The sequence below is a fragment of the Opitutaceae bacterium genome, assembly GCA_041395105.1.
Classification (GTDB): domain Bacteria; phylum Verrucomicrobiota; class Verrucomicrobiia; order Opitutales; family Opitutaceae; genus B12-G4.
This window is the reverse complement of the sequence record JAWLBB010000002.1, coordinates 756818-782974: the sequence shown is the minus strand read 5'-3', so window position 1 is coordinate 782974 and position 26157 is coordinate 756818. Positions and strand designations below refer to the sequence as shown.

The window sequence follows — 26157 nt, the reverse complement described above, 5'->3', positions numbered from 1 at the left end:
TGGATCGAGGTTCAGTGAATGGTGAGGGCCTCGAGTCCGCTCAGACGAAGGGCGGGAACGAAGGTGGGCGGACGGCGCGGGGCCAGTCCGGTGACGGCTTCCCGGAGGACGCGGATATGGTCGGGTGTCGAACCGCAGCAGCCGCCGACGAGATTGACCCAGCCGTTGGCGGCGAATTCGCGGAGAGTCTCCGCCATCTCGTCAGGGGTTTCATCGTACTCGCCAAAGGCATTGGGCAGACCCGCATTGGGGTGACAACTGACATAGGCCGTGGTGAGGGAGGCCAGTTCCTCAAGGTAGGGACGCATCTGCCGGCCGCCCAGGGCACAGTTGATCCCCACGCTGAACGGGTCGGTGTGGGCGATGGAGTTCCAGAACGCTTCGACCGTCTGGCCGGATAGGGTCCGTCCGGACGCGTCGGTTATCGTGACCGAGACCATGACGGGGACCGAGCGGCCGGCGGAGGCAAAGGCCTGGTCGAGCGAGAAGAGGGCCGCCTTGGCGTTGAGGGTGTCAAAGATGGTTTCGACCATGATCAGATCGACCCCGCCCCGGAGGAGGGCGATCGCCTGTTCGGCGTAGTTTTCCACCAATTGGTCAAAGTCGACTGCGCGATAGCCCGGATTGTTCACGTCGGGCGAAAGAGTCGCCGTCTTGTTGGTTGGGCCGAGGGTGCCAATGACAAAGCGCGGATCCCCGGGATTTTCGGACATCTCCCGGTCAACCGCGTTCCGGGCCAGAATGGCGGCGGCCTCATTGAGTTCGGGAACGATGGATTCGAGTCCATAGTCGGCCTGGGAAATCCGGTTGGCGTTGAAGGTATTGGTCTCGATCAGATCCGCGCCGGCCTTCAGGTAGGCGCGGTGGACGGACTCGATGATGTCCGGCCGGGTCAGGCAGAGGATGTCGTTGTTTCCCTTCAGGGGATGGGTATGGTTGGTAAAGCGGGTGCCTCGAAAATCGGATTCTTCAAGTCGGTGCTCCTGGATCATCGTGCCCATGGCCCCGTCGAGGAGCGCGATGCGCTCTTTCAGGATGGTCCGAAGTTGATTCAGCGTTGGATTGGGCATGAGGTCGGGCGGGTCGAGATTTGGTTATCCGACGAGGACAACCCATACATATCGACGTATCTAGATACGATGATATGAAATTTGCAAGAAAAGGATTTGCCGGGTTTGCGGGATGGAGCAGGTGAGCGGCGGCTCAGGAGGTCCGCCATCCGAAGGGATCCAGGCGCAGGTTCCTGCTCCCCGGGCCTTTACCGGGTCCCGGGGCGGGCCTGTCCTGGAGTGAACAGAGGAAGTGGCCCGTCACCGGTGCGGGCAGGCAAGCCGAATCCGCAACAACCGCTTCAGCGATTGAAGGCGAAATAGATGATCACCATCAGGGCGATCGCTCCGACCACATAGAGAAGGGTCTGCCAGTCAAAGCGGCTTTCCTGCCGATTCAGTGTCTCGGCCATGGGCGAGTAAAGGGGGTGGTGGCATTTGGGGCACTCGCCGTGGTAGTGGTGACCCGCTTTGGAATTGGCGTGGGTGAGACCGATCAGATCCACCGGGTTGGCGTATTCGATGCCGTCGGCAACCAGATGGGGAATGACATCTTCCCGGCAATGGGGACAGAAGGTTTTTGAAGGCTCGACGATAGGCTTGGATTCCAAGGTGCGCATGATTTGAGCGGGGTTGACGCCTGAAGCGCAAGGTAGCGGAAATGGCGATTGCTGTCAAAAAGACGCTGGCTCTGTTTAGCCCATGGTCTAGGCGCTATTACGCGGGCGAATAGGTTCGCCGCACTTTGAACATTTTGAGCGAACGCGAATCTACCGCATTGCAAGTCGTTAACAGAGTTCCCGCCTACGGGCGGGAGTTTTGGGGTTAACACAAGTAACAGAGTGGCGGGTCGTTTGGGGTAGGCGACCCGCCTTTCTGTGTCTGCAGGGTGGGGGATTCCGGCGGATGAAGCAAGCCTAATCTTAAGAAGTAGCCTGGCTGATGCAATCGAAGGCGTGACGATAAGAAGGATTGCTGCGCAGGTCCAAACCCATCGGCCGGACGCTTCGGGCGAAATGGACCAAGATCCCGCCCCGGATGCTTTCGGGCAGGGCGTGCGTTTCTGTCGCCCCTCAACCAGGTCCGATCCGGCGGGCGGCCAACTGGGCCTTCACGCAGAGTTCGGCGGCCTTGAAGGCGTGGGCCTGGGTCATGGCGTTCTCGGTCCGGTTCAGGCTGTCGAGAATGAGCCGGCCAAAGAACGGGTAGCCGACTTTGCCGGCCAGTTCGAGGTGCTGTTCCCCATCGCCCGTGACGAGGAAGAGATGATCCCCGGTGGCCCGGGTGGCGACATTGATGTACTTGCGCAATTCGATGTAGCCCTTTGTGCCCAGGATGATGGTACGGCCGTCGCCCCAGGTGCCGAGTCCGTCGGGGGTGAACCAATCGACCCGGAAGTAATTGGAGGTCCCGTTGTCGGCCACGAGGGAGGCCTCCCCGAAATCCTCGAGTTCCGGTTTGTCCGGGTTGTTGAAGTTGCCGACGGCCGCGTTGGTCACGGTGGCGTCGGTCGCCCCGCTGAAAAAGAGGAACTGTTCGATCTGGTGGCTGCCGATATCGCAAAGGATTCCGCCATACTGCCGGTGGTTGAAGAACCAGTCCGGACGGGAGGGCTTGCTCAGCCGATGGGGGCCGAGTCCGAGCACCTGGACGACCCGTCCAATGACACCGTCCTGAACGAGGTCGCCGGCGAAGATGGCGGATTCCACATGGAGTCGTTCGCTGTAGTAGACCATGTAGCGCCGACCGGTCGTGGCGGCGACTTTCCGGGCTTCCTCGAGTTGATCGAGGCGGGTGAACGGGGTCTTGTCGGTGAAATAGTCCTTGCCGGCCTGCATGACCCGGCAGCCGAGGGGGCCCCGGTCGCAGGGGATGGCGGCGGCAGCCACCATCAGGATTTCGGGATCGTCGAGGACCTGTTCCAGGCTTTCAGCCACCCTGACCTGGGGGAATGCCTTGCGGAATGCGTCCACCTTGGCTGGATCGGGATCGAAGACCCATTTGAGAGTGCCCCCTGCCTCGACCAGGCCGTTGCATTGTCCGTAAATGTGACCGTGTTCGAGGTGGACGGCGGCGAAGGGAAACTCGCCCGGTTTGACCACGGGAGAAGGTTTGCCTTTCGGCGCGTAGTTCATGCCATCGCCTTTACTCATATCAATTCGCTTTCCTCAGGTTCTTCCGGGTCTGTTTCTTCAGTCTCTTCACCGCCTGATCGATTTCCGCCAGACTGCTCCGGTGCATCCGGTCGATGAAAAGGACGCCATTGAGGTGATCGACTTCATGCTGGATGCAGCGGGAGAGCATGCCATTGCAGGTCAGGAGGTTGTCTCGCCCTTCCAGATCCTTGTACCGCACCTCGATGAAGTCGGGGCGATCGATGTCGCCGTGGATCTCGGGGAAGGAGAGACACCCCTCACTCGCGGTGGTCACGGGCTCTGTTCGGGCTGTGACCATGGGGTTGGCCACGTAGAGGGGCATAATCAGATCCAGAGGAGGGTTGACTGATCCGTTCAGTTCAAAATCGAACGTCCAGTCGCCTCCGCGAAGGTCGACCACGCAGAACTGGAGGGCGAGGCCGACCTGCTGGGCAGCCAGTCCGATCCCTTCGGCGCTGTGCATGGTCTCGACCATATCGGCGCCAAGTTTGCTCAGGGCTTGATCAAACGAGACGACAGGTTCGCCCTTCTTGCGCAGAATGGGATTTCCGTAGTGAACAATTTCGAGTTGCGCCATGTCGTGAAGAAGGAAATTACGGTCCGGACGGTGCCACCGGCAAAACAATTTCTTGTTGCGCGGGCACGTTCGGGCTCCTCGCTTTCCCGTTGTGCGGTCGCGACGGCAATGGCGGGTCCAGGTTCGATCGGATAACGGACGGTCAAGTTTGAAAAAAATTGATAAATAGAGGTTTACACAGGTGTCGCCGACCTGGGGATCTTCCCGGTCACCGAGAGCCGGGTTGACGAATTCGGGATTTCGGTTCGGAATTCTTTCTTTTCGGGTATGGATTCGTTTGGATCGCGTCCGAAATCGCCACATGAACACACCCGGATCATTCAAAGTGCAGGCAAAGAGGTGGCTGCTGCTGCTCCTTATCTGGACCGTCTCGAGTTCCGAGGCGCTCGATCGGGTCCGTGTCGATCTCGATTTCGTCCGGAAACAGGCCGAAGAACGGGCGCAGAAGCCCTTCAAAGAACGTCGCGATCGCCTGCCGTCCTGGCTCAAGGACCTCGACTACTCGCAGTATCAGGACATCCGCTTCCTTCCGCAACAGGCGCTCTGGATTGATGAGGGCCTGCCGTTTCAGGTTCAGTTCTTCCATCCCGGCGGGATTTTCCAGGATCCGGTCCAGATCTCGGAGTTTTCCGACGCTTTCGCGCAGGAGATCCCCTTCGTCTCGGATTTCTTCTCCTACGGTTCCCGGATCGAAGTCGGGCGCCTCCCGCGGAACCTGGGGTATGCGGGCTTTCGTCTGCACCATCCCCTGAACCGGCCCGGTTATTTCGATGAATTGGTGGTCTTCCTCGGGGCCAGTTATTTTCGAGCCCTCGGCATGGGGCAGGCTTATGGGATTTCGGCCCGGGGCATCGCCGTCAACACCGGTCTGGGCGGGCCGGAGGAGTTTCCGGCCTTTGTCGCCTTCTGGCTGGGAAAGCCGGAGGCGGATGCCACCTCGATCACGGTCTTTGCCCTTTTAGACGGACCGAGTCTGACCGGTGCATTCCGCTTCCGGATTGTTCCGGGCGAGACATCGGTCATCGAGGTGGCGGCTTCGCTTTTCCTGCGGCAAGAAGTGGAGGCGATCGGCCTCGCTCCCCTGACCAGCATGTTCTGGTACGGCGAGAATACGATTCAGCCGGGCGACGATTTCCGCCCGGAGGTCCACGATTCGGACGGCCTCGCCGTAAGGGTGGCGGATGACAACTGGATTTGGCGGCCACTGAACAGTCCGCCCACGGTTCAGGCGACGGATTTTCCCGTGGCCGACTTGAAGGGCTTCGGGCTTCTGCAGCGCGACCGCGATTTTGACCACTATCAGGATTTTGAGGCGAAGTTTGATCTGCGACCGACGGCCTGGGTGGAGCCGAACGGAACCTGGGGCGCGGGCCGGGTGCGGCTGGTCGAGCTCCCGACCGGGAACGAGTACATGGATAATGTCGTGGCATTCTGGATACCTGATGAGCCGCTTCAGCCGGGCCGGAGGTTCGATCTGGAGTACAACATTCTCTGGGCCCTCGACCGGGGCGTGGTCACGCCGGTGGGACGGACCGTCAGCACGCGCAGCGGAAGTCTTCCGGGCAACGGATTGTCGCGGCTCTTCGTGGTGGAATTTGCAGGAAGTCACCTGGCCGGCATGGCCGCGGACAGTCCGATCGACGCGGTCATCGGCGTCCCCGAGGGAGCCCGTTTCCTGCACTCGGAGGTGAAGAAGAATCCGGTCACGGACACCTGGAGGGTATCCTTCGGGGTCGAGGCGCTCGAGGGTGGAAAACCGATCGATCTCCATTGCCATCTGCGTTCGGGCTTCGAAACCCTGACCGAAACCTGGGTCTACCGATGGCATCCGTAGGTTCATCGGGGACGACGGTCATTCCGCATGCGTCGGAATGGGATGAGGCCTACTCCCGGGTCGAGAGTTATCTGCGGGCGCATCGCATCCGGAACCGCATCCTGCTCAGCGGTCTGGTCAACGGGATCGTGAAGCGGGCGGTTGAGGAATCGAAGGAGCAGGGCGGGGATCCGGTCACGTTGACCATGCAATTGGCGGACCGGACCATGGCCGTCTGGTTTCACCATGTCCTCGGGCAGGACGAGGTCACCCAGAATCGGCTGTCGATTCAGGGACGCCTGGCCCTGACCATGGCGGATGTGCCGGACCGGTGGCCGGAGCATTTCCTCGGCCCCGACCCGCTCCCTGAAGAGATGGCCGGGTTGATGCGGGACTGTTTCCTCGAAGCGGGTCCCGATTTTCAGTTCACCAACATGGCTCCCCGGCCGATCGACCTCGGCCCGATCGTGAGCGCCGCCGGCGGGACCTGGGACACCTTCCAGCGATGGCCACTGATTCGGGCACTCTTCCTGTGGATCCTTTTCCTGTCGGGCCTCGGCGCGCTTTTCTATCTGACGCGCTGATGGATTCCGCCCCGTTCACCTTTCCGTGATCCGATGACTCTTTTTGAACCGGACAGATTGAACCTGGCGCGTAGCACCCGGCGCCGGATTTTCATCGGAACGGTTGTTCTGGTCCTGACCGGCCTGGCGGTGGTCATGATGGCCGATCTCTTCTGGCGGTCCGGATTCGATCGGCTCAAGGCCGTCATCCTCATCCTGTTCGCCGTTCTCTTCGCCAATATCGCCTTTGGCTTCGCCCAGGCGTTGCTGGGCTTCTACCTTCGGCTGAGAGGCGGGGATTTCTGCCGGGTGACCCGCAGCGTGGACTGGTCCGAGCCGGATGACGCGACCGAACTGGCCCCGACGGCGATTGTCATGCCGATCTGCAATGAGGAGGTCAGCCGTGTCTTTGAGGGTATTCGGGTGATCTACCGTTCGCTGGAGAAGACCGGGCGGCTGGAGCCGTTTGATTTTTTTATCCTGAGCGACTCACCCGATCCCAATCGCTGGATCGAGGAGGAGGCGGCCTGGGTGGCTCTGGCGCAGCAGTTGGGGGCGCGCGGGCGGCTTTTTTATCGAAAGCGGAAGGTCAATATCAACAAGAAGAGCGGGAACCTGGCGGATTTCTGTCGCCGCTGGGGAAGGCGCTATCGCTACATGGTGGTGCTGGATGCCGACAGCATCATGTCGGGCCGTTCCGTGGTCCAACTGGTCCGGATGATGGAGAAGAATCCGGGGGTCGGCATCATCCAGACCGCGCCCAGGCTCGTCCGGGGCACCACCCTGTTCTCCCGGATGCAGCAGTTTGCCAGCCGGCTCTACGGCCCGGTCTTTCAGGCCGGCCTCAACTACTGGCAGCAGGGGGAGGGAAATTACTGGGGCCATAATGCGGTCATCCGTCTGGCTCCGTTCATCGATCACTGTGCCCTTCCCGATCTTCCGGGAAGCGAACCGTTTGGCGGAAAGATCCTGAGTCATGATTACGTCGAGGCCGCCCTGATGCGGCGGGGCGGGTGGTCGGTCTGGCTGGCTTATGACATTGACGATTCCTTCGAGGAGGGACCGGCCAACCTGATCGACTTTGCCAAACGCGACCGGCGGTGGTCGCAGGGCAATCTGCAGCACAGCTGGCTTCTGGCGGCCCGGGGTCTGAAGCCGGTCAGCCGTCTGCACCTTTTTCTCGGTATCATGGCCTACGTGGCATCGCCGCTCTGGCTTCTCTTTCTGCTCCTGAGCACCCTGCTGGTTTATCGGTTTGAGGCGACGGGGCTCACCCTGATCGCCGGCGACAGTTTCTGGGATGTTTTCGATATCAGCATCGGCGAGCAGGGTTTCCTTCTGCTCCTGGGGACCGTGGTCATCCTGTTTCTACCCAAGGTGCTCAGTCTGCTGGATCTGGCGAGGCAGGGCGATGCCGCCCGGACATTCGGAGGCTGGAGACGAATCGCCCTGGGCGTGGCCCTGGAGAATCTGGCGTCCCTTTTGATCGCGCCGGTCCTGATGTATTTTCACAGCAAGTTTGTCGCTTCCATTCTCCTGGGCCGGAGCGTGAGTTGGGCGACTCAGCGACGGGGTGGATCGACGGGACCGGATTGGCGGGAGGCGATCCTGACTCATGCCGGCCAGACCCTGACGGGACTGGTCTGGGGAGCGGCGGGTTTTCTCATCAATCCGGCCTTCTTTTACTGGATGTCTCCGGTCTTTCTGGGCTTGCTCGGTTCGATCCCGGTTTCTCTGGTCACCGCGAGCGAACGTCTCGGGCAAGCCGCCCGGCGGGCCGGTATTTTCCTCACGCCCGAGGAAACCGCTCCACCGGAAATCCTCGTCCGGCTGGAACATCATCTCGAGGCCTGCCGCGAGAGTCCCCGGCCGCTGAGTGAATTGGCGGCGGACTATGGTCTGATCCAGGCGGTGCTGGATCCCTACGTGAACGCCGTTCACGTCTCCCTGCTTCGGGAAAAAGACCAGAGCCGACGGCCGGAAACATCACATCTGGATGAGCTGCGGGAACGCCTCCTCCGGGCGGGTCCCGGATCGCTGACCGCCCGGGAAAAAACATCACTCCTGATGGACCCCGACTCGGTCATCTGGCTGCACACCCATATCTGGTCGCGACCGGCGGCCGCGCTGGCCTCCTGGTGGCAGCTGGCCATCCGACAGTACAATATGCTCACCCCGGTTCCCCCGACCGGGTTGTACCGGTAAGGCGGCCTCTCAGGTCAGCTCCACCATGGCGTGGCATTCAAAGCGGGGGACGCGGACAATGGTGCGGCCCCCCGACTGGCTGATCTTGAGTTTCCTCCCACCGGGGACCAGACGGGCCCCGGTCACTTTTCGGGGCAGCCTGAGCGAGACTTCGACCGGACCGATGGGAATGAGATCCTCGATCACCTCGATCTGCTTCGGAGGGTGGGAAAGGAGCGGGGAGGGCTTTTCCAGGCTCCCGCCGCGCGCCACGGTGGGGGCGTGGAGAAGATGGAGCACAAAGCGTTTCTCACCGGGCTGATCGTTGATGGTGGCACGGGCGGTCGAGGGCAGATCGACGCGCAACGATTCGTCGTTCCCGATCAGGGAGCGGACGAGGTTCTCGAAGAATTCCTTGAGGGCGACCGTCCCGTAGGCCTGGTAGAGAGTGAAGATCGGATGAGCGAGGTAGGTCAGTCCGCCATGGGTCACTCCGAGGTCGTAGCCGGAGGCTTCCGGACGGGCCGGGGCGTGCTGATGACTGCAAAAGTGGTCCCAGGCCCGGTTGAAGTAGGGATCGAAAACCTGGCCCAGCGATTCGCCCCGGGTGGCTCGAATCCGTTGTGACGGCAGGTAGGTGACGAAAGGGGAATCAACGAAGGAGGGCCGCAGTCCGGCCACAGGCAGGATGAAGTCGGGCTGGTATTCACTTTGCCCCGACCAGGTGGCCCCGATGTTCAGGGCAAAACCGGATCCGTCGGGTTTGAGTCCGCTCTTTCCGGACAGGAGGATCCTGCCGCCCTTCCGAAGATAGGCGCGCAGTTTGCGGGCCAGGCTCGGATCCACGGCAATATCATCGGGAAGGATGAGCAGGCGGTAGGGGGAAAACGCCATGGACCGATCGATGACGGTGAAAAGAAAATGTCCTTCGAGGAGCAGGCGGGTGGCTCCGGTATCGGAAGGCCGGTTGCGATGGTGGGGGTCGGGATTTTCGGATTCGCTGGATAGGATGGCGATATCGGCCAGCGATCGGGCCCCGACGCACCAGGGTTCCCTGGCCTCGACCTCGGCATAGGCGATGCCGATCCCGCGGTAGGTCGACTCGTCAAGGGAGCCCGCGGGATGGAGTTGATCGCCGATGCTGCACTTGGCGCCCCAGGCAAGCATGGACGCGCATTCGTAGCGGAGGGCGTTGGGGTGTTTGTAGCCGCCGAACTCGCCCCACGTGGTGTGGAACTTGCCGGTCATCCCCAGGTAATCCAATCCGAGATTGGAGACGTATTTGGCTGAAAGCGGGAAATGGTCATACCCCCATCCGCCGGTCGGAAGCGACTCGAGTTCGAGATGGCTGAAGAAGGGCAGTATATCCCGGCTGCCCGGGGTGATATGTCCGGAATTATGGAAAACCGGCATCTTCCGGTTGGGTCCGGAGAGGCAGGCCTCGGTCGTCCGCTTGAAGTATTTCAGGAGGGCCTGGCGGCTGGATTCCTCGCGATCCCCTTCCTTCGTCGGATCGAGCCCGTTGGCTTTCATGAACTCGATCGACCAGCGGCCGCAGGATTGGTGCTGGTGGATGATGTCGAGGAAGATGCCGTCGGCGTCGGGATAGGCGGCGACCACTTCGGCAATCTGCTCGCAGAGATAATCGAGGTAGGGGGAGTGGAAGTCCATCATGTGGAAGCCCGCATCGACGATGCGTCGGTTCCAGCCGCAGTACTGGCCGTTGGCGTCGACTTCGCGCCATTCCGGATGCTCGTGGGAAGCGACATTGTCGACTCCCGCAGAGATGTAGATGGGCGCCTGTACACCGATCTCCTTGCAGGCATCGAACTGAGCCCGGAGCAGGTCGAAGTCGAGATGCGGATGGGTCTGACCGACTTTGGTCGGGTGGTAGCTCCAGCCATGGTGGCATTTGGAGAAAAGGGTGATCGAGTCGACGTGGCCCGTCTTCAGGGTCTGCTGCCAGTGTTTGCGATCGAAACGGGCGCCGATCCCGGGGATCTGTGGGGCTGTGTGGAAATCAAGATGGATCTGGCGGAAGCGGAGGTTCTTTCGTGCGGGCATGGGGTTCTTTTAGGAGGAAGCTTCCTCCGGGTCGAGTGGATAAGGATTTGAGACGGTCATTCCGCCTTGTTTTTCCGCAGGAGCCTCTCATCTTTGGCCCATGGCAAAGAAGCTTCGGGTTGGTCTGATCGGGGTTGGCGGGATCGCCGCCGGGCAACACATTCCTGGATGGCTGGCGGTTCCGGATGTCGAGATCGTCGCCATCTCCGATGTCTCCGCAGAACGCCTTGTCGTGGTGGGTGAGCAGTTCGGGTTCAAGAAGCGTTTCACGGATTACCGGGAAATGCTCGGACTGGAGCTCGACATTGTTGATGTCTGTACGCCGAACAAGGTTCATACCCCGGCGGTCACCGCGGCTCTCAATGCAGGTTGTCATGTCATCTGCGAGAAGCCGCTCGCGGTCACAACCGAAGAGGTCCGTTCGATGGGCGAATTGGCCGACGCCAAGGGACTCAAGCTGATGACGGCCCAGCACATGCGTTTCACCCCGGCCGCCCAGGCCGTTCGCAAATGGGTCGATGCGGGCCGACTCGGCAAGGTTTACCATGCGCGGGTCCACGCCACCCGCCGCAACTTGATCCCGGTTTCTCCTGGATTTCTCAAGAAGGAGTTGTCCGGCGGAGGCCCCTGCATGGACATCGGGGTTCACGCGCTCGACCTCTGTCTGTGGTTGATGGATCATCCGACCCCTTCGCGGGTCACAGGCACCACCCGGACCAATTTCGCCAAGGGACACAAGATACCGGGAGGGTGGGGTGAATGGGACCGGGACCTCGTTTCCGTCGAGGATTTTGCGAACGGTTTTGTCCGCTTCCGGAACGGCTCAACGCTGGTCCTCGAGACCAGCTGGCTTGGTCATCAATCCGAAAAGGAAGACATGAGCTGCCAGCTTTTCGGACTGGAGGGCGGGGTCAAGTGGCCCTCGACCGAATTTACCGGGGTGACCGAAGGCGCGCTCGAACAGGGGACACTGGAAAACCCCGGCCGAGTGGTTCCACCACACCATGCCGAACTGGCCGCCTTCGCCGACTGTGTGCGCCGGGACCTTTCATCTCCGGTTCCCTGGACTGAATCCATCCGGGTCATCGCCATCCTCGAGGCGGTCTACCAGAGTCAGGCACGCGGGCGCGAAGTGACCGTCCGGACCGGTAGTCTGCCCAAGATCGCCCGGCGGAAGTAACGCAGAGCCGGATTCGGCGAGTTCGCTTGCAGGGACCCCTGGGTGCTGTCTGAGACGATCTGAGGCTTATTCTGTAGCCACGTCGCTATGTCGACGTGCCTTTGGCGGAGTTGCTTTCGGGAACGCCGACCCAGCGGCGTGGCTACACCGGATTGTCACGCGATGCTCTGAGAAAACGGTGGGACGTTGCCGCTCCCCGGTGCTTACTCGGCGACGATGTAGTAGTACCCGCCGGCGATGGTCCGCAGTTTTCCGGTCGAGAGGCTGCCGTCGTCGAACTTGGATTCGATGTGCATCAACTGGGCGTTGGTCGCATTGTGACCGGTGGCACCAAAGGCGGAGACGATTCCATCGCTGTTTTTCAGGAAATTCCAGCTTCCGCCAATCGGGGTGGGCGCCGTCCATTTCATGGTGGGAATGTATTCGCCGAGACCGGTCGGCATGACGCCGGCTCCGGCCGCCTCCGGGTAATCTCCAGTTTCAAGGCTGAAGACTTCGGCAGCGGCGCCATAGGTGCGGACGTCATTGATGAAGGTGGCTCCTTTGGCCGCCCGCTGGGAGTTGTGAATCGCGGGGATCGCCAGGGCTGCTAGCAGGCCGATGATGATCACGACGATCATGATTTCGACTAGGGTGAATCCACTGCGGGATTCGTTGGAGGTTGGTCTGTGCATGGTGTGGTATGATGAGGATGAATAATATCGTAACGCTCCTATATACGCACCCATGGGGAAAGCTCACAAGGGGAAGAAGGGCCGGTTCCCGCTTTTGATATTTGATTTAAGCGCGCCAATCCATTCTTGTATCCACCTCAATGTAACAGGACTCAGTTGGTCTGAGTATTCTTGCTCAAGCTGATCCCTGTCCCGCTGAAACCTCAACACGACCACCTCTTCCTTCCCTCCGCTCGCCATGGCACAAATCGCCCTTCTCTCAACCGCCCATATCCACACCCGCGGATTCCTCACCAACATCATCAACGCCTCCGACGGCCGGAAGATTGCGGGCATCTGGGATGATGATCAGGAGCGCGGCTGGCGCTACGCCGAGGAATTCGGCGCGCCGTTCGAGCCGGATATCGATACGCTTCTCGCGAAGCCCGAAGTCGATGGCTTCATCATCTGCGCCGAGAACACCCGGCACCTGCCCCTCCTGAAGAAGGCCCTCCCGGTGGGCAAGCCCGTCTTCTGCGAAAAGCCGCTCGTCACCACAGTCGTCGAATTGCAGGAGGTGCAGGCGCTCCTCGCCAAGTATCCGACGACTCTATTCTGCGGTTACTTCCAGCCCTTTGACGGACTCATGCAGCGGGTGGCCCGGTTGATCGAGGAGGGTGCCTTTGGGACAATCACCCGGATCCGCTACCGCAACGCCCATCATGCGGCCTATGGGCGGTGGTTCGACAACCCGGACCTCAACTGGTTCTACCAGCCGGAACTATCCGGCGGCGGGGCTTTCATGGACATGGGCACGCACGCCCTCCATCTGGTCCGCACCCTCTTCGGCCCGGTCAGCGAAGTCTGGGCGACCATCGCCAATCATTCCGGAATCTACCCGACGACCGATGATTATGGCCTGGCCGAGTTGCGCTTCGCCTCCGGCATCCTCGGGACGGTGGAGGCCGCCTGGACCCAGACCGGCGGGATCGGCGGTCTCGAAATCACCGGATCGGAAAAGACGCTCTGGAATCCCGGTAGCGGCTACGTCATCGGCGGACCCGACGGGAAGTCTCGGCCGGTCGAGTCCGTCGAAGGACGTCCGACCCGGGTGGACCGCCTGGTCGCTGCCATCCGGGGCGAGATCCCCGCCGACGAACTTGCGGCCGACCTTGCCGCCACTCAGGACGCCGTCTCCATGATGGAGGCGGCCTACCGTTCCTCAGCCGAAGGCTGTTGGGAGCCGGTGGTGTGATGACGGCGCTTCAGGAGCCAAGCAGGCTCATGCGCGCAAGTTGATGGATGCTTACCGGAAAGTCTGTGTCTTGCTGCTCGGGGCGACGGTCTCTCTAGAGCTGCCTGTCGAAGTGATTTCGGAGGTTCCGTTTGATTACCATCGCGGGGAAATCCTCGTTTCCGTCCGCATCCTCGTGCGCTGTAATCATCAGGTGGCAACGACTCGGGTCGGCCCTTGAAGGGAGGCGAGGCCAGATTCAAACTCATCGGGGACGATGAGGACGAGAGCGGGGGCCTCGGTTTCGGTTCCGGGGGTCAGCTCGCAGCTTTCGATCGTCTTGTCGACGTGGACCCAGCCCTGGTGGGTGCGGAGGGTTCCCTTGACCCGGAGGATGTCTGGTGGAAGGGCGTCGAGCCAGGCCTCAAGGGCCGGCTTGGAGACGGGAGTGGGGAAGGGCAGGGTGCGGGTGGTGTAGGGGTTGGACGCGGCGGTGGCGAGTTCGGCCAGGGGCAGGTTGGTCTGGCGGGTGACGAAGGCGAAGGGTGCCTTTCCGAAGGTGCAGCGGACCGACTCCACGCCGGGATGGATGGCCTGGATACGGCTCTCGGTTTCGATGATCGCGTCCTCGGTCGCGAGGTCGGTCTTGTTGATCAGGACGAGGTCGCTGGTCCGGATCTGGGCCGCGATATTGGGCAGGGTGTGGACGAGTTTGAGGAAGGAGGTGGGGGAGACGAGGCTGACGATGCGTTGGATCTGGAAGGCGATATCGAGGCCGAAATCCCGCATGATCCGGCCGATCGCCTCGGGATCGGCGATGCCGCTGGTCTCGATGATGACGGCGTCAAGAGCCTGGCGGCGGTTCTCGGCGAGAACGTCCTGCTCCATCACCCGCACGAAATCCGCTGCCTTGCATTCACAGAAAAGACTGCCCCCGACCACGCTGTGGGTGGGGCGGCCGGTCGATCGAAGAGCCAGGCTGTCGTGATCGGTCCGGGCGAATTCGTTGACGAGAAAAAGAAGGCGCTGCTCCGGCCGGGTCCGGGCGATTTCCCTAAGGAAGGTGGTCTTTCCGCTGCCGAGAAAGCCGGTCACGAGGATGACGGGAATTTTCATTGCTGAAAGAGAAGGCGGGTTCGGTGGTGACGGGATTCGGCGACCGGCAGGAAGAGTTCGCGGATGATGGTCCGGCCGAAGGTGAGGGCGCGTTCGTCGTGGTCGAGTTGGAAAACGGCGGCGAGACCGCAGAGCAGGGCGTTGTGACCACCGATCTGGTTTTCATCGACGCACCCGGTTGGAAGGATGGTGCCGATATAGCCTCGCGAGTTGAACGCTTCGGGCAGGCGGTCGAGGATCTCGAGACGATGGGGCGCTTCCCGGTCGAGGGCGTGGGCGTGAAGTTTCAGGCCGAGGAGAGCGCGACCGATCCAGTCCCCGGGCGCCTCACGGGCGGTCGAGCAGACGCGCATGGAGTCAAAATGAAACTCGGAATCGTGGAGCCGCCGGAAATTGAGCTCCATCCGCCGGCGGAGGTCGCCGGCGGGTTGGACAGTTGCGAGAGACAGGGCAGGCATGGCAATCCGCGATCAAGCAAACCGTAGTATCCCAGAATGGCGCCCAGTTAGCGAATGAACTGGATGAGCCAACGAGCTGTCGGTTGCGCTTCGACGGCGGGTCCGGAGGCCCTCGCCCTACCACCGGAAACCAAAGCATCCGGGGTAGGGCTGGACGTCCCCGGCCAGCCGCGACGGTTGTCCGAGACAATACTACGACAAGCACCCTCAACTAAGCGCCATTCCAGTATCCTACGGTTTGTTTTTGATCCGAAAAGAATACGTAGGTTGCTACGTTGCATGCTACGTTTTGTTCGTCGGCTAGAACAGCGTCGGCTGGTCGCCGGTCAGGGCCTTCAGGCCGATGGCGCGGTAACCCTGTTCGGTGAGGACGCGCCCCTGGGCGGTGCGCTTGAGGTAGCCGCTCTGGATGAGGTAGGGCTCGTGGACTTCCTCGAGGGTGTCCGGTTCCTCGCCGACGGCGACGGCGAGAGTGGAGAGACCGACCGGGCCCCCCTTGTATTGGTTGGCGATGAGGCGGAGGATGCGCTTGTCCATCTCGTCGAGTCCGGCGGCGTCGATCTCGAGCAGTTCGAGGGCGGCCATGGCGACCGGCTTGGTGATGATGCCGGCGGCCCGTTCCTGGGCAAAGTCGCGGACGAAGGAGACGAGGTTGTTGGCGATTCGGGGCGTGCCCCTGGCCCGGTTGGCCAGTTCGCGGGTGCCTTCGGCGTCGGCCTCGATCTCGAGGAGCTGGCAGGTGCGTTTGACAATCTTGATCAGGTCGTCGGCGTCGTAGTAGTCGAGTCGGGTCTGGAGGATGAATCGGCTGCGCAGCGGGGCGGTGAGCAGGCCGCTGCGGGTGGTCGCTCCGATGAGGGTGAACCTGGGGACGTTGAGCCGGACGGAGCGGGCGTTGGGTCCCTGGTCGATCATGATGTCGATCCGGTAGTCCTCCATGGCGGAATAGAGGTATTCCTCGACCGTCTTGGAGATGCGGTGGATCTCGTCGATGAAGAGGATATCGCCCTCCTCCAGGTTGGTGAGGAGCCCGGCGAGGTCGCCGGCCTTTTCGATGACGGGACCGGAGGTGACCCGGACGTTGCGCTCGAGTTCATAGCCGAGAATGAAGGACAGGCTGGTCTTGCCGAGGCCCGGAGGTCCGCTCAGGAGGACATGGCTGAGGACGTCGCCCCGCCTCTTGGCCGCACCGACCATCACCTTGAGCCGCTCGACTGTCTTGCGCTGTCCGGTGAAATCGTCGAATGACTTGGGGCGAAGGGCGGCCTCCTGCGGGGTGATGGCGGATTGCAGGGTCGTGGAGATGAACTGGACGCCTTTTTCGGTCACGCGGTCAGTCTTGGTTCAGGGAGCGGATAGGGTCAAAGCATTCCGCTGATAAGAAGGGGTAGAGGGCAGAGGAGAAATTGTGCCATGGAGGCGCGCCCGGCGGTCGCGCCCTACCGTTTTGGCGGCGGGCGGGCTTGGCCGGGTTTCATTCAAGGCCGGAGGCGAGGTAATCGGGGAGGGCTTTGGAGGGCAGGCGTTGGATGGTGGCGCCGAGAGCAGTCAGTTTCCGGTCGATACGTTCGTAGCCGCGGTCGATGTGGTAGACGCGCTGGATCCAGGTCTCTCCCTCGGCGGCCATGGCGGCGAGGACGAGCGCGGCACTGGCCCGGAGATCGGAGGCCATGACGGGGGCTCCGGAGAGACGGGCATGACCCTTGATGATGGCGCTGGCCCCTTCGATGGCGATGTCGGCGCCCATGCGTTGGAGTTCCGGCACATGCATGTAGCGGTTCGGAAAGACCTTTTCGGTGACGATGCTCAGTCCCGGGGTGATGCTCATCAGGGCGCAGATCTGGGCCTGGAGGTCGGTGGGGAAGCCGGGATGGGGCAGGGTGATGACATCGACCGGCCTGAGCGGCGTCTTCCCCGCGACGATCCGGACGGACGGGCCGGGAAGGATCTCGAGGGTGGCGCCGGCTTCCCGGAGTTTGTCGAGGAGCGCGGCCAGGTGGTCGGGCCGGGCCTGCCGAACGGTGACATCGCCACCGGTAATGGCGCCGGCGAGAAGGAAGGTGCCGGCTTCGATCCGGTCCGGGATGACGGAGTGGTCGGTTCCGTGGAGTTCCGAGACGCCCTCGATGATGAGCGCATGGCTGCCGATGCCCTCGATCCTTGCTCCCATGGCGGCGAGCATGTGGCAGAGATCGACGATTTCCGGTTCGCAGGCGGCGCTGTCGAGGCGGGTAATGCCGGGAGTGAGCACGGCGGCCATGACGAGATTGGCCGTGCCAAGCGCGGTGCTGCCGTGACGTCCGCCGAGGAAGACATCGGCTCCCTTCATTTCGGAGCCATCGAGATGGACATAGCCGTTGTCGATCGAGACGGCGCAACCCAGACCGGAGAAGCCCTTGAGGTGGAGGTCGATCGGCCGCGGGCCGATGACGCACCCACCCGGGAGTGAGACGATGGCCTGCCGGAGGCGACCGAGGAGGGGCCCCATCAGGCAGACGGAAGCCCGCATCTTGCGGACGAGGTCGTAGGGGGCGGTGTGAGTGAGGGAGGCCGCGGTGATCTGCCAGACGCCTTCGCCCCGATCGATGACCTGGGCACCGAGGTGCCGGAGGATATCGCCCATGAAACGGACATCACTCAGATCCGGGACGTTGCGGATGGTGCAAGTCTCGGAGGTCAGGAGGGTGGCGGCAAAGATGGGCAGGGCGGCGTTCTTGGCCCCGCCGGCCGTGACAGTTCCGGAGAGGGGGAATCCCCCTTCAATTCGCAATACGTCCATGGTGGAATTGAGTGTTGGCTGTTCGCCGGTCGGGAAGCAAGGGGATGTTTGGCCGGGCGATGCCTTGAGTGATTGGAGCCCAAGAAAAAGCCCCGGTCAGGTGCGGACCGGGGCTTTCGAAAAGCGGGATCGATTTTCTGGAGAGCCGGAATTCAGCCCTCCCTCGGGGGGCGTCGATTCCCGTCGGGCCGGCCGCCGCGACTACGGCCACCGCCGCCACCGCCACCGCCACGACGGCGTCGGCGCCTGGGGCGACCTTCTCCATCCGATCCTCCGGACTGCGGGCCCTGATTGGGTCCACGCCCGCCCTGGCCCCGGCTGCGGGAGCCGCGTCCGCGGTCGCCGGACCTGCCTCCGGAGCGACGGTCGCCGGACGGGGTTTCGGACGGTTTTGATTCGGGGGTCTGCGTCGACTGTTCTCCGCCGGTGAAGACCGACTTGATCCAGCCCATGAGCGAACCCTTTTTCTCGGGACCTGTTTGCCCGGATCGTGACGAAGTGGAGCGGTCGGCGTGTCTCGAGGGCTTGAATTCCTGAATGAGATGTGACCGGTTGGAGGCTTCGTCGTCGGCAGCCTCGAAGCGGGGGCCCCGGCGCCGGCGCGGGTTCCGTTCAGTCTCTTCGATCTCCTCGTCCTGATCCTCCTGTTCGGTCAGGTCGGGCGATTCATCCGGAACGAGATTCCTTTCCGCAGGCTCAAAATCCGCCTCGGAGGGCGTCTCTTCCGCCGGTGCTTCCCACGTGGTGGCGGGTGGGCGGTCATCCGAATTGCGTCGATCGTCGGATTGGCGCCGGCCGCGGCCTCGATCATCCCGGCCTCCGCGTCCGCCGCGTTCGCCCCGGTCGTCACGGCCGCCGCGTTCGCGGCGTTCATAACGACTCGGCCGGTCGGAACCCTCACGGCGTTCGGATCGCTCGGGCCGTTCGTCGCGTGATGGACTGCCGTCCCCGACCAGATGGGCGGGTGCGGTGGCCCGAACGGGCAGGTTGTCTATCTGGGTCACGGGCTCGGCACTCAAGGAGGCGCTGGCCGGTGGTGGTGGGCCGACTTTGTCGCGGCGCATTCGCGCGTAAAGGCGGGAGACCTGCCTGGGGGCTGCCGAAGTCTTCGGCGCAGCCGGTTTCTGGACTGCGGCGGCAGGTGAGTCCGCGGTGGTGTCCGGGTTGTTATCGTTCGCTGACATGTACTGTTTTCAGGGCTGGCGGCGGCAAAAGTTGTGTGCCGACCGATACTTTTGGAGGGAGGCTGGGGCCGCCGGAGTGGCGGTGACTGTGCCTCAAAACCCGAAACCTTACCGGGCCGCGGGCCATATCCGCAATCTCAAATCCGCATTCCTGTGGTCGACGGGGCTCGGTTATGGACTTGCCGGGATTTGGACAGGTCGGTAGGGACTGGGCTGATGGACAAGCTCGAGCAGATTTTTGACATGCAGGAGGCCTTGAATTCCCGGATCGGGGTCCACCTGCGGGACCTCAATGAGGAAGAGCGGACGAAATGGGTGCTCAACTACACTCGCGCGATGCAGCAGGAAATGGCCGAACTGATCGATTCGGTGCCTTGGAAGTGGTGGGCACGCTATCAGGAATTCGATCTGCAGAACGCCCGGGTCGAGGTGATCGACCTGTTTCATTTTCTGATATCCCTGGCCCAGACGCTCGGAATGTCTGCGGATGATGTCTTTGCGGCCTACGTGAAGAAGAACGCGGTCAACCACCAGCGTCAGGATTCAGGATACGAAGAAAAGGATCACGACGACTCGAAACATATTTGAGTCAGGACGAAGAAACGGATGACCTTCGGAGGGCCGGGTCCCGGTCCTGTTTCTTCGCTTCCAGTTCCTGCATCAACCGACCGGGGGTATCGGGCAATCGAGAGTGGCGCTGATGGCCCGCAGGAGTTCGATTTCAGAAGCTTCGATGGTTCCGTCGAAACCGGCGGTCTGGACGCACGCGTCAAGGATACGCTTGCAGATCGGAAGGGACGCACGGGAGAGGTGTTCGAGGGCTGCCGCGACCTGATCCGCCTGGAGGCCGGTCACTTCGGGTTTGGGCAGGGTCTTGACGTCATCCATCCGGTCGGCGCCGGCCTGGTAGGCGCGGGCCGCCATTTCGGGATTCCCGTGGTGAGCTGAATCAGCCAGGGTGGCGAGAAGAAGGGCGATGTCCTCCGCGAGGGGCTTGATCGCATAGAAGTCCGGCAGGCGGGGCTTACCGGGTTGGGGGTTCAGGGGAACGTAACGGCGGAGGAGCTGCTGCACGGCAAACTCGAAGAGGGAGACCTCGCGGTTGGCATGGATCAGGTCGTCGATCACCTGGTGAAAAACGGGCCGCTCACTCACGGGAAGGCTCTTGAGAGTGGGCAGGGCGAGATCGAGAACGGTGAGGCGCTCTTCCCGGCCGAGGCCCTCGGTCAGGGCGACCGTCTGCGTCGCCCGGTGCGAGAGTTGGGCGCCGAGGTGGTTTGTGACCACGGTGATCTGGCGGTCCCGGACGGATGGATTCCGATCGAGGAGGAGGGCGAGTACCAACACGCGGGAGGATTCGGGATCGCGGGCCGCGTTCCGGATCTCCGGGGAAATGGACCCGAGGGCATCGGCGGCGGTGGCGAGGGTGAGACCGGCCATCATGCCGACCCGGGTGATGAACTGGTCGCGATCGACGGCGGCGACACCGGTTTTTCGCCGTCCGGGCGAAGCCGGTTGCGCAGGGTCCGGCCGGTCGGAGCCCGGTGCCTCGATGGTCCCGAAATCCCCGTTGAAGGAAGGGTCGATCGCGCGGATCCGCTCGACCAGGGGCGGATGGGTCGCGAAGAGACTCATGAAGGAGCTTTGCAGGCCGTTGGCGAAGAAGAGATGACTGGCCTCGGTCGCGTGGTTGTTGCGCAGAACCGAGCCGGATGCATGGGCCCCGATCCGTTTGAGGGCGCCGACCAGCCCCCCGGGATTCCGCGTGAACTGGACGGCCGAGGCGTCGGCCAGAAACTCGCGCTGTCGTGAGACCGCGCTCTGGATGAGGCGTCCGAAAAAGACCCCGATATAGCCGATGAGAATGAGGGCGAGTCCGATCAGGGCGATGACCATGACGGCGCCGCCGCTCTTGCTGTCGCGGCGCCGGCCTCCGCTGTAGAAGGTGGACCGCAGCAGGATCTGACCGGTGATGGCGAGGAGGAGGATGCCGAAGAGGAGTCCGATCAGGCGGATATTCAGGCGCATGTCCCCGTTGAGAATATGGCTGAACTCGTGGGCGATGACGCCCTGGAGTTGGTCGCGGTTGAGGGTCTTCAGGCAGCCTTCGGTCACGGCGACGGCGGCGTCGTCAGTGGAAAAGCCGGCGGCGAAGGCGTTGATGCCTTCTTCGGGCAGGACGTAGATTTCCGGGATGCGGACGCCGGAGGCGATGGCCATCTCCTCGACCACATTGACGAGGCGCCGTTCCTCTGGCCGGGTCGTATTCGGTGCGACCTGACGTCCTCCGAGGAGGCGGGCGACCGCGCCGCCGCCGCTCTTCAGGCTGGCTGTCTTGAAGAGACTGCCGGCGGCGACGAGAACGAGCACGCCGACCGCGACGATGCCGAGAAGGTCGGGCTGCCAAAGGACGAGCGGGGGAGGCTTTTCACCGGCGGCGAAGTGGAGGATGAGGACGGCGGCCAGATAGACTCCGGCCACGATGAGGACGACGGCGATCAGATAGAAGACAACCAGACGCGACGTCCGGTGCCGTGCGTTTTCCTGGGCTTCAAAGAAATCCATGGCGGGATCCGGCCGGCGGCCGGGGACGCTTCAGGAAAAGGAAACCTTGGGGGCCTGTTTCTCGGCTTCGGATTCGACCTGAAAGAGCTCGGCCTCGGAAAAGCTGAACATTCCGGCCAAGACGTTGGTGGGAAAGCTTTCGCGGGTTGTATTGTAGGTCATGACGGAGTCATTGTAGGCTTGGCGGGCAAAGGCGATTTTGTTCTCCGTCGAGGTCAGTTCCTCGGTCAACTGCATCATGTTCTGATTGGCCTTGAGGTCGGGATACGCTTCCGCCAGGGCGAAGAAACGCCCCATTGCCCCGGTGAGGGCCGTCTCGGCACCGATCAGGCCTTTGACGGCGGAGGCATCCTCGGGATGGGCCGCGGCTTTCTGGCTGGCCTGCTGGGCGGAGTTACGAGCCTGGATGACCGCCTCTAGTGTCCCGCGCTCGTGCTGCAGGTAGGCCTTGGCGGTTTCGACGAGATTAGGGATGAGGTCGTAACGACGCTTGAGCTGGACGTCGATCTGAGCAAAGGCGTTCTTGAAGCGATTTCTCAGGGCGACGAGTTTATTATAGATGCCGGCCACCCAGAGGGCGAGAACCACGACGATGGCGAGAAGGATGATCAGCGGTAGCATAGACTTTCCGGATATGAGGTTGAGGGACGGGCAGAAGGGGTCTGAAAGGCCCCAGGTGCACGGTGATGATCACTCTAGAAGTGATTGAGCCTGGTGGGCGAGTCATTTTGAATCTCGCAAGAACGGCCGGAAGATGTTGTCCCAATGCATCAGGCATTCGGCAGGTATGACAGGAATTCCCAACAGAACCAGAAGCGGATGGATCCGGTTTGTGTGCAATCCGGGGCTTCTGCTGCTCCTTTTGTCAGGAATCGTTTTGCCGGTCATCGGATTTGAAGGGTCGGTCCCGCTGGACCTGGGTCGCATCGACCGGAGATCGGATCCCACCTCGATGCTCTGGAATGCCACGGTGGCCGACCGGGCCCTGGAAGCGGGTTTCTACACCATCGCAGAGGGCCTTTACCGCGACGTGCTGCTCGACGAGCGAATCCCTTCCAGTCAGAAGCACCGTCTGGCCCTTAATCTGATCACGGCATTGATCGGACAGGGCAAGATCGATGAGGCGAACGCGGCCTTGGAGGCCTTTGACGGTCCGAGGGAGGACCGTTTTCATCTGCGTGAGGCGATGGTCGCGATCGAGCATTCCGATTTTGACGGACTTGGTCGGCAGCTCCGCTCGATCGATGACGAGCGTCTTCCGGAGGAGGATGTGGGCTGGTATTATTTCCTTGAGGCGCTGGCCTACGAAAACCGAGGGGACCGCCGGCGGGCGGATGCGTCGTTCAGTGAAGCCATCGGTCTGGCGGTTTCCGCGGCGCAACTGGCCCAGTTCCGGGCCGGGCAGTTGCGCCTGCGGCTGGTCTCGGGCGAGGCCACGACGGCTCTGGCGGGAGATCTCAAGAGACAGGTGGATGAGTATCAGGGCCGGCGTCTGGGGTTTCAGTTTGTCCAGCAGTATGCGGTTGTGCTGGATCAATTGGGGCAGAAGGCCGAGGCGATTGATGTCCTGCAGAAGAACGCCCAGCTGATTCCGGCTGATGAAACAGAGATCCGCGACCAGGTTCTCCTGCTGCTCGGGATGATTGCGGGTGCCGATTCGCCGGTAGGCCGGGATGCCTACCGCGATTTGCTCGTGAGGGGAATCGAACCCGACCTTCAGGCGGTGGCGCTGCAGCAGACGGCGGAGGCGGTGGTTGATCCGGCGTCGACCCAGGCGAGCGCTTTTCTCAATCTGCTCGGTGAACTGATCGGGCGGGATCCGCCCCACCAGCTGATCGAACAGCTTCTCTACTACCGATCCGAGTTGTCCCTTCAGCGGGGCGACTTGGACCTGACGGAGGCGGATGCCCGGGAACTGCTGGCCCGATTTCCGGGATCCTCACTCAAGCGCAATGCCCTCGCCATCATGGCCGCGGCCTCCTGGCAACGGCAGCGTTACCGGACTGCGGCAGATTTCATCGTGCAGGTCCGGGCGGAGATGCCCGCGGGAGAGCAACGGGCCAATCTGGCAGTTCTTTTGGCTGACGGCCATTTCCGGGCCGGCCTTCAGGCCAACAACCCGGAGGATTTCCGCAATGCTGCCAATGCCTACGGCATGGCAATCGCGGAGGGAGCCACCGCCCTGACTCGCGGAGAGCTCTTTTTCCAGCAGCTGGTTTCCGAAATCAGTGCGGGTTCCCTGGACCGGGCGACGGCGATGCTGGACGATCCGGCCAACATTTCGGTCATCGCTCCGGGCGACCGCTGGGTCGCCGAGTGGAATCTGATCAAGGCGCTGCAACTGGTCGGGAGAATGGAGGATGCCTATCGCCGGGTGGGGGGATTCGTTGACAGCGACGATCTCGAAGTGGCCCTGCGGCTGCGGTTTCTCTGGCTGCGGGCCCGTCTCTCCCTGGATGCGGGGGAGTCCGGGCGGACCCCGGGACTGGCCGATGCGGTGGATGCCTATCTGAACGAACTGGACAACCGGTCCATCGACGCGGAGACCCGCCGGGAAGTCGCCAGCAACACGCTTCTCCTCCGGGCGGAGGCCGCTTTTGCCGGCGAGGACACCGAACAGGCGATTGCCATCCTCGACCGATTGAAGCAGGAATATCCTGACAGTCGGGCTGCCATTTTCTCCTATATCATCAAGGCACGCTTTCTCTCGGCCAACAACAAGACGGTGGAGGCCCAGCAGGAATTGATCGAGCTGGCCGACCGGTTTCCTCAGAGCGACTATGCGCCGATGGCGCTTTACGAGGCCGCGCTCAACGCCGAACGCCGGGGTCAGGATGCGTTCCTGACCGAGGCCAACCAGCTCCTTGAACGATTGGCCCGTGACTACCCCAACGACAACTTTCTTTTTCACGCCCGATTGAAGCAGGCGGACCTGCTTCGGAAGCTCAATCAGTTCAGCGCGGCCCAGCAGATCTACGAATATCTGGAAAACAATTACCAGGATCGGCCCGACCGGCTGGTGGCCCAGCTCTCGCTGGCCGACTGCCTGATGGCGCAGACGGCGACGGATCCGGTAAAGTTTGAATCGGCCATTTCGAGGCTGGAGCGCCTGGTTGATCTGCCGAACGCGCCGGTCGACCTGAGGGTGGAGGCCGGGGTCAAGCTCGCTCTGGCCTGGGAAGGGCATGGCGACCGCGCCCGCGCCCGGGAGATTCTCTGGTCCGTCGCCACGCAGTTTCTGCTGGACGACGCGGTCGCCGCGGAATTGCGGTCCGAGGGGCGCTACTGGGTTTCCCGGGCCCTGTTCGAGCTTGGCCAGTTTTCCGAACTCGACGGGCAGCCCGACAATGCCCGCCGATCCTACCAAATGATTCTGGATTACCGTCTTCCGGGCGACACCCTGGCGAGGGCCCGCCTCTCCCGGGTGAGCCCGTGACGGGCGCAGGCCCCAATCAATAACGCGCACATGAGCATCGACCAATTCAGCCTTCTGGAACTCTTCCAACGCGGTGGACCCATTATGTGGGTGCTGCTTCTGATCAGCGCGGTCGGACTGGTCATCTTCGTTGAGAGGGCCCTTTTTCTCCACCGCGGTCATATCCGGTCGACCGAGTTTCTCGAGGGGATCAAGAACATCGTGCAGAAGCGTCGGTTGGTCGAAGCCCTGACCGTAGCCGAGGAGACACCCGGGCCGGTGGCCAACCTGGTCAAGGCCGGTCTTCTTCATTATGAAGACGGGGAGGAGAAGATCCGGTTTGCCATCCAGGAGGCGGCCCTGGTCGAGATCCCCGCGCTCGAGCGCAGGATCGGCTCGATCGGTGCGATCGCCCACATCGCCCCGCTGCTCGGCCTGCTGGGCACCGTTCTGGGGATGATCGAAACCTTTTACCAGTTCGAGCAGGCGGGGGTCTACGCCAACTCGGCCGTCTTGTCGAACGGACTCTGGCAGGCGATGCTGACCACTGCGGGCGGACTGGCTGTCTCCATCGCGGCTCATCTCGGGCACCATTTTCTCGCGGGACGGGTCCGGGCGCTGGTCTATGACATGGAGTGGGTTGGCAGTGACCTGGTTGAGTTCCTGGTCAGCGACCCGACGGCCCCGGCGCCGGCCGGGGGAGAGGGAGAGCCGTCGTGAAAGCCCGTCCCTTCGATTTCGAAGCGCAGCTTCACCCGAAGTCGCGGCGGATGGATCCCGTCCCGTTCATTGACGCCTGTCTGATCGCGATCTTCTTCTCGCTCTTTGGTTCGAGCTATGTCTTTGCCCCGGGGATCACCCTTCGTCTTCCCCATAGCCGGACGGCGGCGGCGGACGCGCTTCCCATCTACGAAGTCCTGACCGTCGGGGAGATCGAGGGTTCGGAACGGATCCTGTTCGATGGCCGGATCTTCAACCTGGAAACATTCGGGCAGAGTCTGCTCAGTGCCGGACAGGAGCGGAATGAGACAACCCTGTTGGTCCGGGTAGGCGAGGACGTTTCGGTCGGCACCCTGTCCCGGGTCTGTGATATCGCTCGAGCGGCCGGCTTTCTCGAAATACAGATTGCTGCGGAACCCGAGGTGGAAGGGGGGGCGGGTTTTTGAG

General features: G+C 62.3%; 22 protein-coding genes. 9 read left to right on the top strand and 13 right to left on the bottom strand.

The genetic code is table 11. The features are described 5' to 3' along the window. Positions 1 to 11 precede the first annotated feature (11 nt). From R3F07_10190 to def, 4 genes are all read right to left on the bottom strand, one after another. Positions 12 to 1070 carry a homocysteine S-methyltransferase family protein gene (locus tag R3F07_10190; protein MEZ5276736.1) on the bottom strand — a complete coding sequence of 353 codons (1059 nt, stop codon included), beginning with the start codon at positions 1068 to 1070 and terminating at the stop codon, positions 12 to 14. 281 nt (positions 1071 to 1351) lie between these two features. Then, on the bottom strand, positions 1352 to 1669 hold the full coding sequence (locus tag R3F07_10185) for a hypothetical protein (protein MEZ5276735.1): 318 nt from the start codon (positions 1667 to 1669) through the stop codon (positions 1352 to 1354). A gap of 453 nt (positions 1670 to 2122) precedes the next feature. Continuing rightward, positions 2123 to 3202, bottom strand: a complete 1080-nt coding sequence (locus R3F07_10180; GenBank protein MEZ5276734.1) for a Gfo/Idh/MocA family oxidoreductase — start codon at positions 3200 to 3202, stop codon at positions 2123 to 2125. A gap of 1 nt (position 3203) precedes the next feature. Beyond that, positions 3204 to 3782, bottom strand: coding sequence for a peptide deformylase (gene def / locus R3F07_10175; protein MEZ5276733.1), 579 nt, complete (start codon positions 3780 to 3782; stop codon positions 3204 to 3206). Between the two features lie 301 nt (positions 3783 to 4083). Here def and R3F07_10170 point away from each other — a divergent pair, with 301 nt between their 5' ends. Genes R3F07_10170 through mdoH form a run of 3 tightly spaced genes read left to right on the top strand, consistent with a single transcriptional unit; the run spans position 4084 to position 8363 of the window. Further along, positions 4084 to 5616 carry a glucan biosynthesis protein G gene (locus R3F07_10170; protein MEZ5276732.1) on the top strand — a complete coding sequence of 511 codons (1533 nt, stop codon included), beginning with the start codon at positions 4084 to 4086 and terminating at the stop codon, positions 5614 to 5616. Continuing rightward, positions 5604 to 6179, top strand: coding sequence for a hypothetical protein (locus R3F07_10165; GenBank protein ID MEZ5276731.1), 576 nt, complete (start codon positions 5604 to 5606; stop codon positions 6177 to 6179). The genes R3F07_10170 and R3F07_10165 overlap by 13 nt, the downstream gene beginning before the upstream one ends. Positions 6180 to 6212: 33 nt before the next feature. Beyond that, a complete protein-coding gene (gene mdoH / locus R3F07_10160; protein ID MEZ5276730.1) occupies positions 6213 to 8363 on the top strand; it encodes a glucans biosynthesis glucosyltransferase MdoH in 2151 nt (716 codons plus the stop codon). Between the two features lie 9 nt (positions 8364 to 8372). Here the strand turns inward: mdoH and R3F07_10155 are convergent, their stop codons facing one another. After that, positions 8373 to 10406, bottom strand: coding sequence for an alpha-amylase (locus R3F07_10155; GenBank protein MEZ5276729.1), 2034 nt, complete (start codon positions 10404 to 10406; stop codon positions 8373 to 8375). 100 nt (positions 10407 to 10506) lie between these two features. Here R3F07_10155 and R3F07_10150 point away from each other — a divergent pair, with 100 nt between their 5' ends. Then, entirely contained in the window at positions 10507 to 11586 is a 1080-nt protein-coding gene (locus R3F07_10150) for a Gfo/Idh/MocA family oxidoreductase (GenBank protein ID MEZ5276728.1), read from the top strand. A 203-nt stretch (positions 11587 to 11789) separates the two neighbouring features. Here the strand turns inward: R3F07_10150 and R3F07_10145 are convergent, their stop codons facing one another. Then, complete coding sequence (locus R3F07_10145; GenBank protein ID MEZ5276727.1) at positions 11790 to 12260, bottom strand: prepilin-type N-terminal cleavage/methylation domain-containing protein; 471 nt, start codon at positions 12258 to 12260, stop codon at positions 11790 to 11792. A 238-nt stretch (positions 12261 to 12498) separates the two neighbouring features. Here R3F07_10145 and R3F07_10140 point away from each other — a divergent pair, with 238 nt between their 5' ends. Further along, complete coding sequence (locus tag R3F07_10140; protein ID MEZ5276726.1) at positions 12499 to 13494, top strand: Gfo/Idh/MocA family oxidoreductase; 996 nt, start codon at positions 12499 to 12501, stop codon at positions 13492 to 13494. Positions 13495 to 13683: 189 nt separating this feature from the next. On the opposite strand, the gene R3F07_10135 is transcribed toward R3F07_10140, so the two are convergent. The 5 genes from R3F07_10135 to R3F07_10115 all read right to left on the bottom strand — a co-directional run bounded on the left by R3F07_10135 (position 13684) and on the right by R3F07_10115 (position 19010). Next, entirely contained in the window at positions 13684 to 14589 is a 906-nt protein-coding gene (locus tag R3F07_10135; GenBank protein MEZ5276725.1) for a GTP-binding protein, read from the bottom strand. Next, the gene (locus R3F07_10130; GenBank protein ID MEZ5276724.1) at positions 14586 to 15047 is read right to left on the bottom strand and encodes a hypothetical protein; all 462 of its coding nucleotides are present in this window, start codon (positions 15045 to 15047) and stop codon (positions 14586 to 14588) included. Before R3F07_10130 ends, R3F07_10135 begins: the two co-directional genes overlap by 4 nt. Positions 15048 to 15347: 300 nt before the next feature. Continuing rightward, positions 15348 to 16376 (bottom strand): Holliday junction branch migration DNA helicase RuvB, encoded by a 1029-nt coding sequence (gene ruvB / locus R3F07_10125; protein ID MEZ5276723.1) that lies wholly within the window; start codon positions 16374 to 16376, stop codon positions 15348 to 15350. Positions 16377 to 16521: 145 nt separating this feature from the next. After that, positions 16522 to 17826: a UDP-N-acetylglucosamine 1-carboxyvinyltransferase gene (gene murA / locus R3F07_10120; protein ID MEZ5276722.1), complete on the bottom strand. Its 1305-nt coding sequence runs from the start codon at positions 17824 to 17826 to the stop codon at positions 16522 to 16524. 152 nt (positions 17827 to 17978) lie between these two features. Next, positions 17979 to 19010: a hypothetical protein gene (locus R3F07_10115; GenBank protein MEZ5276721.1), complete on the bottom strand. Its 1032-nt coding sequence runs from the start codon at positions 19008 to 19010 to the stop codon at positions 17979 to 17981. A 216-nt stretch (positions 19011 to 19226) separates the two neighbouring features. On the opposite strand from R3F07_10115, the gene R3F07_10110 reads away from it, so the two are divergent. After that, positions 19227 to 19598 (top strand): dUTPase, encoded by a 372-nt coding sequence (locus R3F07_10110; GenBank protein MEZ5276720.1) that lies wholly within the window; start codon positions 19227 to 19229, stop codon positions 19596 to 19598. 72 nt (positions 19599 to 19670) lie between these two features. Here the strand turns inward: R3F07_10110 and R3F07_10105 are convergent, their stop codons facing one another. Next, positions 19671 to 21575: a M48 family metallopeptidase gene (locus R3F07_10105; protein ID MEZ5276719.1), complete on the bottom strand. Its 1905-nt coding sequence runs from the start codon at positions 21573 to 21575 to the stop codon at positions 19671 to 19673. Positions 21576 to 21605: 30 nt separating this feature from the next. Beyond that, positions 21606 to 22196, bottom strand: a complete 591-nt coding sequence (locus tag R3F07_10100; GenBank protein MEZ5276718.1) for a LemA family protein — start codon at positions 22194 to 22196, stop codon at positions 21606 to 21608. Positions 22197 to 22437: 241 nt separating this feature from the next. On the opposite strand from R3F07_10100, the gene R3F07_10095 reads away from it, so the two are divergent. The 3 genes from R3F07_10095 to R3F07_10085 are packed head-to-tail and all read left to right on the top strand — an operon-like array spanning position 22438 to position 26156. Further along, on the top strand, positions 22438 to 25011 hold the full coding sequence (locus R3F07_10095; GenBank protein ID MEZ5276717.1) for a tetratricopeptide repeat protein: 2574 nt from the start codon (positions 22438 to 22440) through the stop codon (positions 25009 to 25011). A 30-nt stretch (positions 25012 to 25041) separates the two neighbouring features. Beyond that, a complete protein-coding gene (locus tag R3F07_10090; protein MEZ5276716.1) occupies positions 25042 to 25710 on the top strand; it encodes a MotA/TolQ/ExbB proton channel family protein in 669 nt (222 codons plus the stop codon). Further along, positions 25707 to 26156 (top strand): biopolymer transporter ExbD, encoded by a 450-nt coding sequence (locus R3F07_10085; GenBank protein ID MEZ5276715.1) that lies wholly within the window; start codon positions 25707 to 25709, stop codon positions 26154 to 26156. Before R3F07_10090 ends, R3F07_10085 begins: the two co-directional genes overlap by 4 nt. Position 26157: the final 1 nt, after the last annotated feature.

Coding starts and splice junctions, on each gene's coding strand:
- R3F07_10190 (MEZ5276736.1), bottom strand. CDS start 1,070: ATGCCCAATCCAACGCTGAATCAACTTCGGACCATCCTGAAAGAGCGC.
- R3F07_10185 (MEZ5276735.1), bottom strand. CDS start 1,669: ATGCGCACCTTGGAATCCAAGCCTATCGTCGAGCCTTCAAAAACCTTC.
- R3F07_10180 (MEZ5276734.1), bottom strand. CDS start 3,202: ATGAGTAAAGGCGATGGCATGAACTACGCGCCGAAAGGCAAACCTTCT.
- def (MEZ5276733.1), bottom strand. CDS start 3,782: ATGGCGCAACTCGAAATTGTTCACTACGGAAATCCCATTCTGCGCAAG.
- R3F07_10170 (MEZ5276732.1), top strand. CDS start 4,084: ATGAACACACCCGGATCATTCAAAGTGCAGGCAAAGAGGTGGCTGCTG.
- R3F07_10165 (MEZ5276731.1), top strand. CDS start 5,604: ATGGCATCCGTAGGTTCATCGGGGACGACGGTCATTCCGCATGCGTCG.
- mdoH (MEZ5276730.1), top strand. CDS start 6,213: ATGACTCTTTTTGAACCGGACAGATTGAACCTGGCGCGTAGCACCCGG.
- R3F07_10155 (MEZ5276729.1), bottom strand. CDS start 10,406: ATGCCCGCACGAAAGAACCTCCGCTTCCGCCAGATCCATCTTGATTTC.
- R3F07_10150 (MEZ5276728.1), top strand. CDS start 10,507: ATGGCAAAGAAGCTTCGGGTTGGTCTGATCGGGGTTGGCGGGATCGCC.
- R3F07_10145 (MEZ5276727.1), bottom strand. CDS start 12,260: ATGCACAGACCAACCTCCAACGAATCCCGCAGTGGATTCACCCTAGTC.
- R3F07_10140 (MEZ5276726.1), top strand. CDS start 12,499: ATGGCACAAATCGCCCTTCTCTCAACCGCCCATATCCACACCCGCGGA.
- R3F07_10135 (MEZ5276725.1), bottom strand. CDS start 14,589: ATGAAAATTCCCGTCATCCTCGTGACCGGCTTTCTCGGCAGCGGAAAG.
- R3F07_10130 (MEZ5276724.1), bottom strand. CDS start 15,047: ATGCCTGCCCTGTCTCTCGCAACTGTCCAACCCGCCGGCGACCTCCGC.
- murA (MEZ5276722.1), bottom strand. CDS start 17,826: ATGGACGTATTGCGAATTGAAGGGGGATTCCCCCTCTCCGGAACTGTC.
- R3F07_10115 (MEZ5276721.1), bottom strand. CDS start 19,010: ATGTCAGCGAACGATAACAACCCGGACACCACCGCGGACTCACCTGCC.
- R3F07_10110 (MEZ5276720.1), top strand. CDS start 19,227: ATGGACAAGCTCGAGCAGATTTTTGACATGCAGGAGGCCTTGAATTCC.
- R3F07_10105 (MEZ5276719.1), bottom strand. CDS start 21,575: ATGGATTTCTTTGAAGCCCAGGAAAACGCACGGCACCGGACGTCGCGT.
- R3F07_10100 (MEZ5276718.1), bottom strand. CDS start 22,196: ATGCTACCGCTGATCATCCTTCTCGCCATCGTCGTGGTTCTCGCCCTC.
- R3F07_10090 (MEZ5276716.1), top strand. CDS start 25,042: ATGAGCATCGACCAATTCAGCCTTCTGGAACTCTTCCAACGCGGTGGA.